Origin of the sequence: Rathayibacter sp. PhB1 (assembly GCF_004362935.1) — a bacterium.
Classification (GTDB): domain Bacteria; phylum Actinomycetota; class Actinomycetes; order Actinomycetales; family Microbacteriaceae; genus Rathayibacter; species Rathayibacter festucae.
Genome location: NZ_SNYD01000007.1, coordinates 53,638 through 70,975 on the forward strand (window position 1 = coordinate 53,638; position 17,338 = coordinate 70,975).

Below are 17,338 nucleotides of genomic sequence, written 5' to 3' on the forward strand. Positions count from 1 at the left end.
CCGGCACGCGGAAACAACCGGATCCGGCGAGCCGAACCGCGAACCACGAGCCGAACATGCCCGGTTGAGCGCCGAGCGCACCTCCGGCTCGCTGAAGCACCTCCGGCACGCGAAAGCACCTCCGGCTCGCGGAATGCGCCGACTCCTGCGAGCCGGAGGCGATTCCGCGAGCCGGAGGTGCGAGCAGACGCCGAGGCTGCGCCGAACGGAGGCCGACCCGGCTGCGCCGCTACTTCTTCGGCAGCGCCGCCGCGAGGTCCGCGATCAGGTCGCTCGCGTCTTCGATGCCGACCGACAGCCGCACCAGCGACTCCGACACCTCGAGCGGCGTGCCCTTGACCGACGCGTGGGTCATCTCGCTCGGGTAGCCGATCAGCGACTCCACGCCGCCCAGCGACTCCGCCAGCTGGAACAGCTCGGTCGACTCCGCGAACTTGCGCGCCGCGCGCGGGGTCGCCAGCTCGACCGAGAGCATGCCGCCGAACCCCGACATCTGGCGCTTCGCCAGCTCGTGGCCCGGGTGCGAGGGCAGCCCCGGGTAGTGCACGGCGGTCACGGCGGAGTGCCCGGCCAGGAACTCAGCGACCGCCTGCGCGTTCTTCGAGTGCCGCTCCATCCGGATCGCGAGCGTCTTGATGCCGCGCACCGTCAGCCAGGCGTCCATCGGGCTGGAGATCGCGCCGACCGCGAACTGCAGGAAGGCGACCTTCTCGGCCAGCGGGCCGGAGCGCAGCGCGAGCGCCCCGCCGACCACGTCCGAGTGCCCGCCGAGGTACTTCGTCGTCGAGTGCACGACCACGTCGGCGCCGAGCGCGAGCGGCTGCTGCAGCGCCGAGGAGGCGAAGGTGTTGTCGACGACCACGATCAGGTCGTGCGCGTGCGCCAGGTCGGCCAGCTCCGCGATGTCGCTGATGGTCATCAGCGGGTTCGACGGCGTCTCGACCCAGAGCATCTTGGTCTCACCGGGGCGGATCGCGTGCTGCACCTCGCGCAGGTTCGACATGTCGACCGCGGTGTTGCTGATGCCCCACGCCGCGTGCACCCGGTCGATCAGGCGGTGGCTTCCGCCGTAGGCGTCGTTGCCCAGCACGATGTGGTCGCCGGGAGCGAGCGCCGCGCGGATCAGGGTGTCCTCGGCGGCGAGGCCGGAGGAGAACGAGTAGGCGACGTCGGCGCCCTCGAGCGAGGCGATCAGCTCCTGCAGCGAGTCGCGGGTCGGGTTCGCCGAGCGGGCGTACTCGTAGCCGCCGCGGAAGCCGCCGATCCCGTCCTGGACGAAGGTCGACGTCATGTAGACGGGCGGGACGACCGCGCCGGTGGTCGGGTCGAACTCCTGACCGGCGTGGATGGCGCGGGTGTCGAAGTGCTGCTTCTTGGGCATGATCGCGGGGCTTTCCTGGTCGAGGGGGTGGAGAAGAAGGGGAGGGAGCGGCGCTCAGGCGGTCGCGAACGACAGGAGGTCCTGCCGGGTGATCACGGCGACGGGCTTGCCCTCGTCGGTGACGAGCAGGGCGTTCGCCTCGCTCAGCGCGGCGCGGGCCGCCGTGATGCTCTCGCCGAGGCCGATGAGCCGGAGCGCGTCGCCGGCGGAGGCGCCGATCGGATCGGTCATCGAGGTCGCGCCGCTGAAGACGCGGTCGAGCAGCTCGCGCTCGTCGACCGCGCCGACGACCTCGCCCATCACCACGGGCGGCTCGGCGGTGAGGACGGGCAGCTGCGAGACGCCGTAGGTCGTCATGATCTCGATCGCGTCGCGGACGGTGTCGCTGGGGTGCACGTGCACGAGGGCCGGCAGGTCGCCCGTGCTGGGGTTCGCGGCCCGCGCCGAGAGCACGTCGCGGACGGTGCCCTCCTCGCGGTGCTCGAGGAAGCCGTAGGAGCGCATCCAGCGGTCGTTGAAGATCTTGCCGAGGTAGCCGCGCCCGCCGTCGGGCAGCAGCACGACGACCACGTCGTCCGGTCCGAGCTCGGCGGCGGCCTTGAGCGCGACCGAGACGGCGAGGCCGCTCGAGCCGCCGACCAGCAGGCCCTCCTCGCGGGCGAGGCGGCGGGTCATCGCGAACGACTCCGCGTCGCTCGAGGCGATGATCCGGTCGACCACGCTCGGGTCGTAGGCGCTCGGCCAGAAGTCCTCGCCGACGCCCTCGGTGAGGTACGGGCGCCCGCCGCCGCCGGAGTAGACCGAGCCCTCCGGGTCGGCGCCGACGATCTGCACGCGGCCCTCCGACACCTCCTTGAGGTAGCGGCCGACGCCGCTGATGGTGCCGCCGGTGCCGACGCCCGCCACGAAGTGGGTGAGCTTGCCGGCGGTGTCGCGCCAGATCTCGGGACCGGTGGTCTCGTAGTGGCTGAGCGGGCCGTTGAGGTTCGCGTACTGGTTGGGCTTGAAGGCGCCCGGGATCTCGCGCGCCAGCCGATCCGAGACGGAGTAGTAGGAGTCGGGGTCCTCGGGAGCGACGGCCGTCGGGGTGACGACGATCTCGGCGCCGTACGCGGTGAGCACGTTCCGCTTGTCCTCGCCGACCTTGTCGGGCAGGACGAACACGCAGCGGTAGCCGCGCTGCTGCGCGACGAGGGCCAGGCCGATGCCGGTGTTGCCGCTGGTCGGCTCGACGATGGTGCCGCCGGGCTTCAGCAGTCCGTCGCGCTCGGCCGCGTCGATGATGCGGGTCGCGATGCGGTCCTTGGACGAGCCGCCGGGGTTGAGGTACTCCACCTTGACCAGGACGGTGGCCTGCACGCCGGAGGCGACCGGGCCGAGCTTCACGAGCGGGGTGTCGCCGATCAGGTCGAGCACCGAATCGGCGTACGCCATCCCGGTGTCCGGGCGTGCGGGAAGGGCTCGATCGAGGGTCATGCGGCCAGCGTATCAACCGCGGATCGGCGGATGACGGGGGTCGCCGAGACCCCCGGACGCGGCCCCTGCGCGGTCCGCGGGAGAGTGGTCGAGCGCAGACGAGTGCCCTATCGTGGGGGTCCTCGCGTCACCGCCGACCGGAACGGACACCGCCTGCAATGACCCCTCCGATCACCGCCACGACGCGGGGTCCGGCCGATGCGCGCCTGCTCAGACTGCTCGGCCCCGCCATGGTCGCCGGAGTCGCCTACCTCGATCCGGGCAATGTCGCCAGCAATATGACGGCGGGCGCCCGCTTCGGCTATCTGCTCGTCTGGGTGGTCGTCCTCGGCAACCTGATGGCCTGGCTGATCCAGTACCTCTCGGCCAAGCTCGGCCTGATGACGGGCAAGTCGCTGCCCGAGCTGCTCGGCGAGCGCCTGCGCGGCCGCTGGGGCCGACGCGCCTACTGGCTGCAGGCCGAGACCGTCGCGATCGCCACCGACCTCGCCGAGGTCATCGGCGGCGCGATCGCGCTGAATCTGCTGTTCGGGCTGCCGCTGCTCGCCGGCGGGCTCGTGACCGGGGCCGTCTCGCTGGTGCTGCTGGTGATCCAGACCCGCGGCGGCGCGCAGCCGTTCGAGCGCGTGATCACGGCGCTGATGGTGGTCATCGCCGTCGGCTTCACCGTGGGCGTGGTCGTCGATCCGCCGGACGCGGGCGCCGCCGCCGCGGGTCTCCTCCCCCGCTTCGACGGCTCGGAGTCGGTGCTCCTCGCCGCGTCGATCCTCGGCGCCACCGTGATGCCGCACGCGATCTACGCGCACTCGGCTCTCGCGCGCGACCGCTTCGGCCGCGTCGACGGGGTGACCGCCCGCCGGAGGATCCTCACGGCCACTCGGATCGACGTCACCGTCGCGCTCGCGATCGCCGGCACCGTGAACCTCGCGATCCTCCTGCTCGCCGCGCACTCGCTGTCCGGCGTCGCCGGGACCGACAGCCTCGAGGGCGCGCACGCCGCGATCGGCGCGGCCCTCGGCCCGGTCGTGGCAACGCTCTTCGCGGTCGGGCTGCTCGCCTCCGGACTCGCCTCGACCTCGGTCGGCGCCTACGCCGGGGCCGAGATCATGCACGGGCTGCTGAACCTGCGCGTGCCGCTCGTCGCCCGCCGCCTCGTCACGCTGATCCCGGCGCTGATCGTGCTCGGGATCGGCTTCGACCCCACCCGCGCGCTCGTGCTCAGCCAGGTCGTGCTCTCGTTCGGCATCCCGTTCGCGCTCGTGCCGCTCGTCGCCCTCACCCGCGACCGCGCCCTGATGGGCGACCAGGCGAACCGCTGGTTCACCACCCTCGGCGCGATCCTCGCCGCCCTCTTCCTGATCGTCCTGAACGGCCTGCTCCTCTGGCTGACCTTCACCGGCTGAGCCCGGCGGATCTCGATACGCCCTCTGCGAGGGCTACTCGATCAGCATGAAAGCGGAACATGCTGGTCGAGTAGCCCCGGAGGGGCGTATCGAGACCCGCCCCCTGCAGAACGGCGGATCTCGATACGCCCTCTCCGAGGGCTACTCGATCACCATGAGGCGACGCCCTCCGCGAGGGCGGCTCGATCACCATGAGGCGACGCCCTCTGCGAGGGCGGCTCGATCGCCCGGCGCTGCAAGCTGGTCGAGTAGCCCCGGAGGGGCGTATCGAGACCCGCCCACCGAAGCACTCCCACCCCGCGTTGATCCGATCCGGAGCCTCGCTCGTTATCCTCTGAGAGCGCCTCTCAGGCGCCTGCGCCTCCCCCGGCGCGCCACCCCGCGATCAGAACGAGAGACGCCACCGTGCCCAAAGACACGATGTCCGCCAAGAACCGCGCCCGCCAGGACAAGGTCGAGGCCTACAAGCGCGAGCAGGCCAAGCGCAAGCGCAGCGGCCGGATCTGGATCTGGTCGCTCTCGGCCCTCGCCGTCGTCGCGATCGGCGGCATCGTCGCGGTCACCGTCTTCGGCAACCAGCAGATCGTCGAGGCCCGGCAGATAGACGGCCTGCAGACCTTCGAGAACGACGCGACCCACGTCGCCGGCACCGTCGACTACGAGCAGACCCCTCCCGCGGGCGGCCCGCACAACGCCGTCTGGATGAACTGCGGCGTCTACAACGAGCCCGTCCCCAACGAGAACGCCGTGCACGACCTCGAGCACGGCGCCGTCTGGGCGACCTACGACCCGTCCCTCCCGCAGAGCGAGGTCGACGCCCTGATCGCCGCGATGCCCGAGACCTACGCGGTCGTCTCGCCCTACGAGGGTCTCGACTCCCCGATCGTGCTCAGCGCCTGGGACGCCCAGGTCGCGATCGACTCCCCCGAGGACCCGCGCATCGACGCGTTCATCGAGCGCTTCTGGCAGTCCTCGACCGCGCCCGAGCCCGGTGCCCCGTGCACCGGAGGCATCGATGCGCCCGGCAAGCAGTAGGGGCCGCCTCCTCGTCGCGGCCGTCGCCGTCGTCGCCCTGCTCCTGGGCGCGGCGGGCGGCTACCTCTTCGGCGCCCTCGCCCCGTTCTCGTCCTCGGCCACCCCGTCGACGACGAGCGCGGAGGCCGGCTTCGCCCGCGACATGCAGGTGCACCACCTCCAGGGCGCCGAGCTGGCGATGATCGCGCGGGACCGCAGCGCCGACGACGAGGTCCTCACCGTCTCGAAGGACATCCTGCTCACCCAGCAGCAGCAGGCCGGTCAGCTCTTCGGCTGGCTGAACTCCTGGGGCCTCCCGCAGGCGGCCCCCGAGCCGTCGATGACCTGGATGGGCCGGCCGACCCTCGCCGGCGCCGCCGACGAGCACTCGTCGATGGGCATGTCCACCGAGGAGGACGTCGTCCCCGAGAGCATGCCGGGCCTCGCGACGCCCGAGCAGATCGCCGAGCTGAGCACGCTCACCGGCCGCGACTTCGACCGCAGGTTCCTCGAGCTGATGATCGCCCACCACCGCGGCGCGATCGACATGGCCGAGGCCCTGCTCGCCCGCAGCCGCGCCACCGTCGCCACCGACTTCGCCTCCTCCGTCGTGAAGGCCCAGGAGGCCGAGATCTCCCTGATGGAGCAGATGCTCGCCGACCGCCCGGCGGTCTGACCGGCGTCCTGCGTGCAGAACGTCAGCGGAGAACCGTGCTCATCCGCCATCGGTGATGAGAAACCGTCTCAGCTGATGTTCTGCACGATCACCCCGCACTACGACCGGGTGATCCCCCCTCTCGGTCCGTCTCACGGCTGAGACGGAGCCGACCGGTGTCTCAGCGGCGAGACGACCGAGAGTTGACGCCGCTGCGAGTCCTCTCGGCCGGATGCGACAGAGGGAGCGACGGGACGCCCGACGGCGTCGTCAGGAGCTGAGGGCGGTCTCGACCTGCTGGGCGTAGAGGGAGGCGTACAGGCCGCGGCGCTCGAGCAGCTCGAGGTGGGTGCCCGACTCGGCGATGCGGCCGCCGTCGACGACGTGGATGACGTCGGCCGAGACGACCGTCGAGAGGCGGTGCGCGATCGCGATGGTGGTGCGGCCGCGGGCGGCGTCGTCGAGGGCGGTCTGCACGATCCGCTCCGAGACGGTGTCCAGCGCGCTGGTCGCCTCGTCGAGGATGAGGACGGCCGGGTCCTTCAGCAGCACCCGCGCGATCGCGAGGCGCTGCTTCTCGCCGCCGGAGAGCCGGTAGCCGCGCTCGCCGACGAGGGTGTCGTAGCCGTCGGGGAAGGACGCGATCGTGTCGTGGATGTTCGCGGACCGCGCGGCCGCCTCCAGCTCCTCCTGCGTCGCGCCGGGGCGCGCGTAACGGAGGTTGTCGGCGATCGTCGCGTGGAAGAGGTAGGTCTCCTGGCTGACGATGCCGATGTGCGAGACGAGCGACTCCTGCCGCAGCTCCCGGACGTCCGTGCCGGCGAAGCGGACGGAGCCCTCGGTGACGTCGTAGAGCCGGGGCACGAGGTAGGAGATGGTCGTCTTGCCGGCGCCGGAGGGACCGACGAAGGCGACGAACTCGCCCGGCGCGATCGAGACCGAGACGTGGTCGAGGGTCGGCCGGACGTCGTCGGTCTGGTCGGGGTAGCGGAAGACGACCTCGTCCAGCTCGACGCGGCCGAGCTCGCCGTCGACGTCGCGGGCACTCGAGCGATCGGCGATGGCGGGCCGCAGGTCGAGGTACTCGAAGATGCGGGCGAAGAGCGCGCCGGCGGTCTGCAGGTCGAGCGCGACGCGCATCAGCCCGAGCAGCGGCCACATCAGCCGCGCCTGCACGGTGGTGAAGGCGACGACGGTGCCCGCGGTGACGGTCGTCCCACCGAGGATCAGCCAGGCGGCGACGAGGTAGACGACCACGGGGATCACCGAGAGGAAGATCTGCACGGTCGCGAAGAACCACTGCCCGGACATCTGCTGGCGGACCTGGAGGTCGATCTGCCGGCCGTTCTCGTCGGCGTAGCGGGTCACCTCCGACTCCTGGCGGCCGAAGCTCTTGGCGAGCAGGATGCCCGAGACGCTCAGCGTCTCCTGCGTGATCGCCGTCATCTCGGACAGCGACTCCTGCGTCTTCGTGGCGATCCGGGCGCGGACCTGGCCGACCCGGCGCTGCGCGATCACGAGCACCGGGGTGAGCACCACGGCGACGATCGTCATCTGCCAGGAGAGCAGGAGCATCGCGACGACGGCCGCGATCACGGTGACGGTGTTGCCGAGCACGCTCGAGACGGTGTTGGTGAGGACGCTGGCCACGCCGCCGACGTCGTTGGCGAGGCGCGACTGGATGACGCCGGTGCGGGTGCGGGTGAAGAAGCCGAGCTCCATCGCCTGGAGGTGGCGGAACAGCCGGATGCGCAGCTCGCCCATCACGCTGTTGCCGACCGTGGCGGTGAGGAAGGTCTGCCAGACGCCGAGCACGGCGGAGACCACCCAGATCAGCACCATCACGCCGACGAGCTCGAGCAGGACGGGGAGGTTCGGGCGGCCGCCGGGCGGGAAGAGCCCGCGGTCGAAGGCCAGCTGGGTGAGCAGCGGCGGCACGACGGTGAGCGCGGCGCCGACGAGCACCAGGGCGACGGTGAGCGTGAGCTTGGTGCGGTGGGCGCGGAAGAGCGAGGCGATCCGCGAGAAGAGGTGGTCGATCCTCGGAGCGTCGGAGTTCTTCCGCCGCTGGGCGTCGGGGTCGCTGCTGGAGATCTTCCCGCGCACCGCGCCCGCGCGCATCCCGCCGCCGCTCGCGACGTCACCCATCCTGCTCATCGCTCGACCATAACCCCGGCCGCCGACACCGCCCGCGGCTTCCGCCCACGGCGAAGATGTGCTCAGCGGCGGGCCCTCGGCGGCGACCCTGCCGGCCATGACGGGCCGCGTTCGCGGACTCGACTCACCGGGTCTCGATACGCCGCGTCCCGCGGCTACTCGACCAGCATGGAGCGCCGACCGTTCGCATCCCGCCGATCGGTCCACCGCCGGGCCAGCGCCCTCACTCATGCTGGTCGAGTAGCCCCGCAGGCGGCGTATCGAGACCCCGCCTCACCGGGCTGCGTCCTGCCGACCCATGCTGGTCGAGTAGCCCCGCAGGGGCGTATCGAGACCCGACGTCACCAGCACGGCGGGTCTGCAGATTCGCGTTCTGACGGTGGTGGATCTCGATACGCCCGCTTCGCGGGCTACTCGATCAGCATGTCTGGGACGGCGGAAGGCCCGGGCCCCGCGTGAGCAGGACCCGGGCCTCCGGTGAGAGCGTCTAGCCCTTCGTCGCACCCGCCAGCAGGCCGCGGACGAAGAAGCGCTGGAGGGCGAAGAACACGATCAGCGGGACGATGATCGAGATGAACGCGCCGGCCGTGAGGAGCTCCCACGACTGGCCGTACGAGCCCGAGAGGTCCTGCAGCGCCTTCGTGATCGGCAGCCCCTGCCCGGAGGTGAAGACCGTCGCGACCAGCAGGTCGTTCCAGACCCAGAGGAACTGGAAGATGCCGAACGAGGCGATCGCCGGGACCGACAGCGGCAGCACGATGCGGAAGAAGATCTGGCCGTGGCCGGCTCCGTCCACGCGGGCGGCCTCGATGACCTCGCCGGGGATCTCCGAGATGAAGTTGTGCAGCATGAAGATCGCGAGCGGGAGCGCGAAGATCGTGTGCGCGATCCACACCTTCGCGTACGAGCCGTCCAACCCGTTCACCCCGAGTCCGGGGAGGATGTAGAGGTTGCCGATGCGCAGGCCGTCCGAGAACAGCTGCAGCAGCGGCACGAGGGCCATCTGGATCGGCACGATCTGCAGCGAGAACACGAGAACGAAGAGCGTGTTGCGGCCCTTGAAGTCGATCCACGCGAAGGCGTAGGCCGCGAGGCTGGCGATCGTGATCGGGATCAGCGCCGCGGGCAGCGTGATGACCAGCGAGTTCACGAACGCCTTGCCCAGCGTCAGGCTGTCTCCTGAGTTGAGCGCGTTCGCGTAGTTGTCGAGGGTGAAGCCGGGGTTGGCGAAGATCGTCCACCAGCCGGTCGTCTTGATGTCGTTCGCGGGGCGGAACGACGAGATGAACAGCCCGAGGGTCGGGATGGTCCAGATCGCCGCGATGATCGCGGCCGCGAGGGTCGCTCCGCGCGAGGTCGTCGCCTTGCGGACCTTGCCGCTGGCCGCCTCGATCTTCGACTCGCCGCGGGCGAGCGCGCGCTCGGTGCTGCGGTCGACCGGAACCTGGATCGGAGTGGGCGTGACGCTCATCGGATCTCCCTCTGCTTGGCGAGCTGGCGGGCGTTGTAGACGACGATCGGGAGCACGAGCAGGAACAGGATGACCGCGAGGGCCGCGCTGTAGCCGCTGCGGGCGCCGAGCTGGAACTGGCGCACCATCTCGAAGGCGAGGACGGTGGTGTCGGAGCGGCCGCCGGTCATCGCCGAGACGATGTCGAAGACCTTCAGCGACGCGATCGAGATCGTGGTCAGCACGACGACGATCGAGGAGCGGATGCCCGGGACGACGACGTTCCAGAACGACTGCCAGGCGTTGGTGCCGTCCAGCGACGCCGCCTCCAGCTGCTCGGACGGGACGCCCTTGATGGCGGCCGAGAGGACCGTCATCGCGAAGCCGGCCTGCGTCCAGATCAGCACGACGACGAGGAACAGGGTGTTCCACGGCTCGAGGCCCAGCCAGTCGACGGGAGCGCCGCCGAACGCGGTGAGGATGCCGTTGAGGACACCGATCTGCTCGCCCTGGCGGGTGTCGTAGAAGAACTTGAAGATGATCGAGGCGCCGACGAACGAGATCGCCATCGGCATGAAGACCAGCAGCTTGAAGAACTTCTCGCCGCGGCTCTTGTCGATGAAGACCGCGTAGGCGAGTCCGATCGCGGTGGCGGTGATCGGGGCGAGGAGCACCCAGACCACGGTGTTGAGGAAGGCGGTCACGCCGTCGGGGCTGGTGAAGACCCAGATGAAGTTGTCGAGGCCGGCGAATCCCGAGCCGTCGTTCTTCATGAAGGCGTTCAGCGCGGTCGTGATCGTCGGGTAGATCAGGCCGATCAGGATGAAGAAGGCGGCCGGGGCCATGAACGCGATCAGCTGCAGTCCGTAGCCCGCGCCTTTGCGGGACCGGAAGTCGAGCAGGAAGAGGATGCCGCCGATGACCGCCGCGACGACCGCGACCCACATCACCGAGTTGTAGAGGCCGAACGCGAGGAGGAGAACCACCGGGAGGAGGACCGTGACGGCGAGGCGGAGGATCGTGTAGCCGGTGCCGCGCCGCGGGGCGATCTCGACGAAGAAGAGGATGATCGCGACGACCGCCGCGAACGCCAGAAGGATGATGGGGATCTGCGCGAGCGGGGGGATGCTCGCCAGCCACTGGAAGAAGCCGGACATGGACGCCCTTTCGAGTGCGACTCTGAACTCTGGTGAGGCCCGGTCCGGCCGGACCGCGGGTGCGATCCGGCCGGACGGGCATCGGTCGAGGGCCGCCGCTCCGGGGAGCGACGGCCCTCTCCGCGACTGCTAGGAGGTGTAGCCGGCCTGGATCTCCTCGAGGACCTGATCGGTGCTCGAGCCGTCGATCCAGTCGACCATGCCCTTCCAGAAGCTGTCAGCGCCGACGGACTTCGGCATGAGGTCCGAGCCGTCGAAGCGGAAGGTGGTCTCCGGGTCCTGGAGGATGCCGATGGAGTCCTTCAGGATGTCGCTGCCGGCGTTGGCGGCGTCGAGGCCGGTGTTCGCCGAGATGACGCCACCGAGCTTGACGCGGCTGTTGGCCCAGTCGGCGCTGGCCAGGTACTCCTGGACCTTCGCGGTGTCCTCGTCGTTCGAGAACGCGGCGACCATCTCGCCACCACCGGTGACGGCCTGGGCGTCGCCCGCCTCCGCCGGCGGGGTGAGGAAGGCCCAGACGTCGCCGTCCTCGGCCACGTTGGCGCCGGCCGAGATCAGGAAGCCCTCGAAGAACGAGGCCTGGTGGGTCAGCGCGCAGGTGCCGTTGGCGACGTTCTGCGCGACGTCGCCGAAGGCGGTCGAGTTGATCGAGGAGACGTCGCCGTAGCCGGCGTTCACCAGCGTCGGGTCGAGGAGGATCGAGCCGACCTTGTCGAAGGCCGCCTTGATCTCGGGGTCGGTGAACGGGGTGTCGCCCGCGACCCAGGAGTCGTACACGTCGGGGCCGGCCTCGCGGAGGACGGCGTCCTCGATCCAGTCGGTGCCCGGCCAGCCGGACGCCTCACCGGAGTTGAAGCCCGCGCACCAGGACGGTCCGCCGGTCTTCTCGGCGATGGTCTTGCCCAGCGCCTCCATCTCGTCCCACGTGGTGGGAACGGAGACGCCCCACTCGGCGAACTTCTTCGGCGAGTACCAGATGTAGCCCTTGACGGAGGCCATCAGCGGCGCGCCGTACTGGGTGCCGTCGACCTGGCCGTACTTCTGCCAGTCCTCGGACCAGTTGTTCTGGACGTTGGTCAGGGCGCCCTCGGGCAGCTCCTGGACCTTGCCCGAGGCGACGGTGTCGGCGAGCAGACCCGGCTGCGGGAAGATCGCGAGGTCGGGGGTGTCGCCACCCTGGACCTTGATGCCGATCTGCTTCTCGAACTCCTTGTCGCCGGTGTACTTGATGTCGATGCCCGACTCCTTCTCCCAGTCCGCCCAGGACTGCTCGAGAAGGGTGGCCTCGTCGCCGTTGATGGTGCCGTAGATGTTGACGACGCCGTCGGCGGTGCCCACGGTGCCGGCGGAGCTGCCGCCGCCCGCGTTCGGGTCGTTCGGGTCGCTGCTGCTCGAGCAGCCGGCGAGGGCGATCCCGGCCGCTGCGAGAACGGCGACGGGAAGGGTGATACGGCGGTGCAGGGATGACCGCATGGTTCCTCCTCATTGAGTGGTGGTTCAGCCGAGGGCCGGTGCCGTCCGGCAGGCCGGCGGGCTGAGGCGACTCGAAGCAGGTGCTGCGACGACTCGGATGCTGTTGGTGGTTCCGTGCGGAGACTCTCCGAGCGGAACACCGGGTTCGTGTGGCTCGGGCCTCCACGGAGGGAAACCTTTCCACAAGATCGATGAAAGCACAACGGCGGTGATAGAGCGCTCTCTGAGATAACGATCCGGCGACGAACCGCGGGAATCCGGGCCGGCGGACGGCTGGAGATCGATCTCGATGCTCCGGCCGCCCCGCGCGCGGGGTATAACTTTCTGGAACCGTTTCCAGCACCGACGCCGGACGGTCCGGGAGGAACGCCGTGCCAGGCATCGAAGAGGTCGCCGAGCTCGCGGGAGTGTCGAAGGCGACCGTCTCGCGCGCGCTGAGCGGCCGCGGCTACGTCTCCGCCGGGACGAAGCAGCGGGTCGAGCACGCCGCGTCGAGCCTCGGCTACGTCGTGTCGGCCAACGCCTCGAGCCTCGTCACCGGCCGCAGCAACAACGTCGCGGTGATCATCCCGGTGATCAACCAGTGGTTCTTTGGCGGGATCATCGAGGGCATCGAGCGCGCCCTGCTCGCCGCCGGCTACGACCTGCTCCTCTACAACATCGACAAGCACCACGACGCGCGCCGCAGCGTCTTCGAGTACTACCTCGTCCGCAAGCGCGTCGACGCGATCGTCGCCGTGACCCTCGAGATCTCGCCCGACGAGACGGAGGCGCTGCTCGCCCTGGGCAAGCCGATCGTCGGGATCGGCGGCTCGCTCCCCGGCATCCCGACCTTCAGCATCGACGACGTCGCCGCTGCCCGGCTCGCCACCGAGCACCTGCTCTCCCTCGGGCACGAGCGCATCGTGCACATCGGCGGGCTGGCGGAGGAGGAGATGGACTTCCACGTGCACACCAAGCGCCACGAGGGCTTCTCCCAGGCCCTCGCCGCGGCGGGACTCGAGCGCGGAGCCGGCCACTTCGTGCCCACCCGGTTCGACATCCCCGGCGGGCACCGGGCCGGACGTCAGGTGCTGGGCGATCCGAGGACCCGGCCGACCGCGATCTTCGCCGCTTCCGACGAGATCGGGATCGGGATCATCCTCGCCGCGCGCGAGCTCGGGCTCTCGGTGCCGGAGGACGTCTCGATCATCGGGATCGACGACCACCCGCTGGCCGAGCTGTTCGGCCTGAGCTCGATCCGGCAGGACCCGCGGCAGCAGGGCGAGCTCGCCGTCGCCCTCGTGCTGGAGGCGCTGGCCGCGATCGCCCGGGGCGAGGCGCCGCCGCCCGCCCGGCACACGACCATCCCCGCCTCGCTCGTCATCCGCACCAGCACGTCGGCGCCGCGGGGCGCGAGAATCGGAGCATGAGCGACTCCGAGTCCCCCTCCCCCGTCGTCCGCGATGCGCCCGAGCGCTCCCGCTTCGAGATCTCCGTCGGCGGCGAGACGGCCGGCTTCGCGGCCTACGTCCGCCAGGGTGACGAGGTCGTGCTGACCCACACCGTCGTCGACGACGCCTGGGAGGGGCACGGCCTCGGCAGCGTGCTCGCCCGCGCCGCGGTCCTCGCGGTGACGGAGGCGGGCGGCACGGTCGTCCCCCGCTGCCCCTTCATCGCGGCCTGGCTCCGCAAGCACCCGGACTCGGGCGCCCGCGTCCGCTGGCCCGAGGACTGACGCGGGGCGGACGCGTCCGGCGGTGCGCGCACCCCCTGCCGACGCGCCTCACGGCGCGCGCCCTCATGCCGACGCGCCTCGCAGCGCGCGCTTCTTTGCTGATCGAGTAGCCCGCGCAGCGGGCGTATCGAGATCCACCAGCATCAGAACAGGAGTCTGCAGACCCGCCGTACTGACGACGCCGGGTCTCGATACGCCCCTCCGGGGCTACTCGACCAGCATGGAAGCGAGCGCCGCCGCTCAGGCGGGCGGAGTGCGGGAGCCGATCTCCTGCAGGGACCAGGTGTTGCCGTCCGGGTCGGCGAAGTGGGCGTACTTCACGCCGCCCATGTCCTGGACGTCCGACAGCTCGAGACCGCGCTCGACCAGCTCGGCACGGGCGGCATCGATGTCGTCGACGACGAGGTGCAGCCCGCGGACGACGCCGTCCTCCGGCCCGGGCCCCATGCCGGTGCCGATCACGATCGAGCACGCGGAGCCGGGCGGCGTCAGCTGGACGACCCGCATCGACGGCGAGGGCCGGACGTCGTGGTCGACGTGGAAGCCGACGACGTCCGCGTAGAACGCCAGCGCCCGATCGACATCGGAGACGGGCACGGGGACGAGTTCGAGTCGCATCTGCACGCGCTCATCCTGCACCCCCTGCCGACCCGGTCCGGAGCGGCGCAGCCCGTCATGCTGATCGAGTAGCCCGCGCAGCGGGCGTATCGAGATCGCCCACCGCCGGCACTCACTGCTGACGATCGCGGGTCTCGATACGCCCCTCCGGGGCTACTCGACCAGCATGGATGCGCACGTGCGCCGTCGGACGAACGCCGGCCCGCCATGCTGATCGAGTAGGCCGCGCAGCGGGCGTATCGAGATCCACCACCGTCGGCACTCACTGCTGACGACCGCGGGTCTCGATACGCCCCTCCGGGGCTACTCGACCAGCAGGGAGAGGGCGAGATCAGTCGCGCGGGGCGACGACGAGGCGCTCGTGCATGATCTCGACGGCGCGCTCGAGGACGCGTCGGTCCTCGGGGCGGAGGTCGGCGAAGATCGGCGTGAGGGCGTCGCCCAGCTGGGTGCGCCACGCGCTGAGCGCCGCGGCGCCGTCGGGGGCGAGGCGGATCTGCCAGGCCCGCGCGTCGGCGGGGTCTGCGATGCGGTCGAGCCAGCCGGTCTCGACGAGGTTCTTCACGATCTTGGTCATCGTCGGCTGCGATACGCGGCTCTGGGTCGCCAGCTCACCCAGGCGCATCGGCCCCATCGACAGCAGCACCGAGAGGGTGCGCCAGACCGCCTGCGACTCCTGATTGTCGGTGGCCTGCGCGGCGAGGCGGGTGATCCGGTGCGTCACCGAGACGAAGTCGCTCAGCAGCTCGCTCAGCGACACCTCGCTGGGCGGCACGTCGCGGGCCGGCAGGCCTGCGAGCGGATCGATAGCAGTCACCCGCTGATTCTAGAGGCTGCGTCGCGCGGCACCGGGGAGGCCGGTCACCCCCGGTCGGGGACGCCGGGGCGGCGACGACAGCGCAGGGAGAACAGGGAGACGACGAGCGGGAACGACGCAGGGCGCCGCCTCCGAGGAGACGACGCCCTGCGCCGGTGGGCCCGCCCGAGGGAGGCCCCGTGCACCCTGACGGGTGCGAGGGGATTACTTGACGGTGACGGTCGCGCCGGCGGCCTCGAGCTGGGCCTTGGCCTTCTCGGCGGTCTCCTTGTTGACGGCCTCGAGGACAGCCTTGGGGGCGCCGTCGACGACAGCCTTCGCCTCGCCGAGGCCGAGGCTCGTGAGCGCGCGGACCTCCTTGATGACCTGGATCTTCTTCTCGCCGGCGGCCTCGAGCACGACGTCGAACTCGGTCTGCTCCTCGACCTCTTCGGCCGGGGCGGCCGGGCCGGCGACACCAGCAGCGGCGACGGGCGCGGCGGCGGTGACCTCGAAGACCTCTTCGAACTTCTTCACGAACTCAGAGAGCTCGATGAGCGTGAGCTCCTTGAAGGCCTCGATGAGCTCGTCCTGCGTGAGCTTTGCCATGATTTTTCTCCTTGTTGTTTCTTGTCTACGAACCGCGTGCGCACTGCCTCCCGGAGGGAAGCGTCAGCTCGCGGACTCCTGCTTCTCGCGCAGTGCCTCGACCGTGCGAACGGCCTTGGACAGCGGCGCCTGGAACAGGTAAGCGGCACCGAAGAGCGAGGCCTTGAAGGCGCCGGCGAGCTTGCCGAGCAGCACTTCACGGGACTCGAGGTCGGCGAGCTTTCCCACCTCTTCCGCGGTCAGCGGGTTACCGTCGAAGTAACCGCCCTTGACCACGAGGAGAGGGTTTGCCTTGGCGAAGGCACGCAGCGACTTCGCGACGGCGACGGGGTCGCCGTGCACGAACGCGATGGCCGAAGGGCCAGCGAGCTCGGCGTCGAAGGACGAGATCCCGGCGTTGTTCGCCGCGATCTTGGTCAGCGTGTTCTTCACCACGGCGTAGGTCGCGTGCTCACTGATGTCCTTGCGCAGCGTCTTGAGCTGAGCAACAGTGAGACCGCGGTACTCGGTCAGCAGAACGGCGGTCGAACTCTGGAACTTCTCCGTGAGTTCGGCGACCGAGGCTTCCTTGTTCGCCATGGCTACTCCTGTGAATTCTCGTGCCGGTAGCCCGAAGGCACGCAAAGAAAAAGGCTCCGGCGCAGGGGCGCGGGAGCCTGGGGAACGCGATGAACGCGGAACACATCTCTTGCACACCTGCGCGGGCCATTCGCTTCGCGAATCCTTCGTCCGGCGGCGATCCGCTGGGCCTGGGCCCTGCTCGTGCGCACACCGGAAACCGGCGGTCTTTGGCTTCGGGAAGCGTACGACGTGGACGGCGCCGTGCGCAAGTCGGATCGACACGGGATGCTGGAGGGATGACCGGCCCGTCCTCCCCTTCCTTCCCCGAGCCCGGCGGGCACGCCGAAGGCGACCGCGAGACCGTGAGCGCGACCGACGCCGCGATCGCCGCCGTTGAGGGCGAGCTGAGCACCCTCTTCAACCGGGTGCGCGACGCGATGCGCTCGGCCGCCGAGCGCCTGCACCCCGACCTCAGCACCGCCGGGTACCGGACGCTCGCCACCCTGGAGCGGCGCGGCCCGATGCACTCCGGCGCCCTGGCCGAGCTGCTCGAGACGGACAAGTCCTCGATCAGCCGGCAGATCTCCGCACTCGACCGCCTCGGTCTGCTGCAGCGCTCCCCCGACCCGGACGACGGGCGCGCGACGATCCTCTCGGTGCCGCCGGAGACCGCCGAGCGGATGCGGGCGATCCGCAGCTCCCGCCAGGCGCTGATGCACGAGGAGCTGCGCCGCTGGGACGCGGGCGACGTCGAGCTCTTCGCCGTCCTCCTGCGCCGCATCACCGCCCTGGACATGCGCGGCGCTACCACCGAGCCCTCCCCCGGACAATCCGGGGCGGGCGCGGCGCCGACCGCGTAGCGTCCAGGGGG

At 70.4% G+C, this 17,338-nt stretch carries 16 protein-coding genes; 6 read left to right on the forward strand and 10 right to left on the reverse strand.

Going from position 1 to position 17,338, the window contains the following annotated elements:
• Positions 1 to 229 precede the first annotated feature (229 nt).
• Positions 230 to 1,381, reverse strand: coding sequence for a cystathionine gamma-synthase (locus EDF17_RS16770; RefSeq protein ID WP_123447781.1), 1,152 nt, complete (start codon positions 1,379 to 1,381; stop codon positions 230 to 232).
• A 54-nt stretch (positions 1,382 to 1,435) separates the two neighbouring features.
• Positions 1,436 to 2,815 carry a cystathionine beta-synthase gene (locus EDF17_RS16775; protein WP_123447782.1) on the reverse strand — a complete coding sequence of 460 codons (1,380 nt, stop codon included), beginning with the start codon at positions 2,813 to 2,815 and terminating at the stop codon, positions 1,436 to 1,438.
• A gap of 200 nt (positions 2,816 to 3,015) precedes the next feature.
• Here EDF17_RS16775 and EDF17_RS16780 point away from each other — a divergent pair, with 200 nt between their 5' ends.
• From EDF17_RS16780 to EDF17_RS16790, 3 genes are all read left to right on the forward strand, one after another.
• Positions 3,016 to 4,260 (forward strand): Nramp family divalent metal transporter, encoded by a 1,245-nt coding sequence (locus EDF17_RS16780; protein WP_123447783.1) that lies wholly within the window; start codon positions 3,016 to 3,018, stop codon positions 4,258 to 4,260.
• 405 nt (positions 4,261 to 4,665) lie between these two features.
• Positions 4,666 to 5,295, forward strand: a complete 630-nt coding sequence (locus EDF17_RS16785) for a DUF3105 domain-containing protein (protein ID WP_243732946.1) — start codon at positions 4,666 to 4,668, stop codon at positions 5,293 to 5,295.
• Positions 5,276 to 5,950: a DUF305 domain-containing protein gene (locus EDF17_RS16790; protein WP_123447785.1), complete on the forward strand. Its 675-nt coding sequence runs from the start codon at positions 5,276 to 5,278 to the stop codon at positions 5,948 to 5,950. Before EDF17_RS16785 ends, EDF17_RS16790 begins: the two co-directional genes overlap by 20 nt.
• 249 nt (positions 5,951 to 6,199) lie before the next feature.
• Here the strand turns inward: EDF17_RS16790 and EDF17_RS16795 are convergent, their stop codons facing one another.
• From EDF17_RS16795 to EDF17_RS16810, 4 genes are all read right to left on the reverse strand, one after another.
• Positions 6,200 to 8,077, reverse strand: coding sequence for an ABC transporter ATP-binding protein (locus EDF17_RS16795; RefSeq protein ID WP_123447786.1), 1,878 nt, complete (start codon positions 8,075 to 8,077; stop codon positions 6,200 to 6,202).
• 496 nt (positions 8,078 to 8,573) lie between these two features.
• Positions 8,574 to 9,557 (reverse strand): carbohydrate ABC transporter permease, encoded by a 984-nt coding sequence (locus tag EDF17_RS16800; RefSeq protein ID WP_123447787.1) that lies wholly within the window; start codon positions 9,555 to 9,557, stop codon positions 8,574 to 8,576.
• Complete coding sequence (locus EDF17_RS16805) at positions 9,554 to 10,693, reverse strand: sugar ABC transporter permease (RefSeq protein ID WP_123447788.1); 1,140 nt, start codon at positions 10,691 to 10,693, stop codon at positions 9,554 to 9,556. The genes EDF17_RS16800 and EDF17_RS16805 overlap by 4 nt, the downstream gene beginning before the upstream one ends.
• A 129-nt stretch (positions 10,694 to 10,822) precedes the next feature.
• Positions 10,823 to 12,166, reverse strand: a complete 1,344-nt coding sequence (locus EDF17_RS16810; RefSeq protein WP_123447789.1) for an ABC transporter substrate-binding protein — start codon at positions 12,164 to 12,166, stop codon at positions 10,823 to 10,825.
• 371 nt (positions 12,167 to 12,537) lie between these two features.
• On the opposite strand from EDF17_RS16810, the gene EDF17_RS16815 reads away from it, so the two are divergent.
• On the forward strand, positions 12,538 to 13,578 hold the full coding sequence (locus EDF17_RS16815) for a LacI family DNA-binding transcriptional regulator (protein WP_123447790.1): 1,041 nt from the start codon (positions 12,538 to 12,540) through the stop codon (positions 13,576 to 13,578).
• On the forward strand, positions 13,575 to 13,883 hold the full coding sequence (locus EDF17_RS16820; RefSeq protein ID WP_123447791.1) for a GNAT family N-acetyltransferase: 309 nt from the start codon (positions 13,575 to 13,577) through the stop codon (positions 13,881 to 13,883). The genes EDF17_RS16815 and EDF17_RS16820 overlap by 4 nt, the downstream gene beginning before the upstream one ends.
• 240 nt (positions 13,884 to 14,123) lie before the next feature.
• Here EDF17_RS16820 and EDF17_RS16825 read toward each other — a convergent pair whose 3' ends face one another.
• The 4 genes from EDF17_RS16825 to rplJ all read right to left on the reverse strand — a co-directional run bounded on the left by EDF17_RS16825 (position 14,124) and on the right by rplJ (position 16,485).
• Positions 14,124 to 14,507, reverse strand: coding sequence for a VOC family protein (locus tag EDF17_RS16825; RefSeq protein WP_208110636.1), 384 nt, complete (start codon positions 14,505 to 14,507; stop codon positions 14,124 to 14,126).
• A 325-nt stretch (positions 14,508 to 14,832) separates the two neighbouring features.
• On the reverse strand, positions 14,833 to 15,318 hold the full coding sequence (locus tag EDF17_RS16830) for a MarR family transcriptional regulator (protein ID WP_243732947.1): 486 nt from the start codon (positions 15,316 to 15,318) through the stop codon (positions 14,833 to 14,835).
• A 204-nt stretch (positions 15,319 to 15,522) separates the two neighbouring features.
• On the reverse strand, positions 15,523 to 15,906 hold the full coding sequence (rplL, locus tag EDF17_RS16835) for a 50S ribosomal protein L7/L12 (protein WP_055791021.1): 384 nt from the start codon (positions 15,904 to 15,906) through the stop codon (positions 15,523 to 15,525).
• A 63-nt stretch (positions 15,907 to 15,969) separates the two neighbouring features.
• Positions 15,970 to 16,485, reverse strand: coding sequence for a 50S ribosomal protein L10 (gene rplJ, locus EDF17_RS16840; RefSeq protein ID WP_123447792.1), 516 nt, complete (start codon positions 16,483 to 16,485; stop codon positions 15,970 to 15,972).
• Positions 16,486 to 16,763: 278 nt separating this feature from the next.
• On the opposite strand from rplJ, the gene EDF17_RS16845 reads away from it, so the two are divergent.
• Positions 16,764 to 17,327, forward strand: coding sequence for a MarR family winged helix-turn-helix transcriptional regulator (locus tag EDF17_RS16845; protein WP_166649724.1), 564 nt, complete (start codon positions 16,764 to 16,766; stop codon positions 17,325 to 17,327).
• Positions 17,328 to 17,338: the final 11 nt, after the last annotated feature.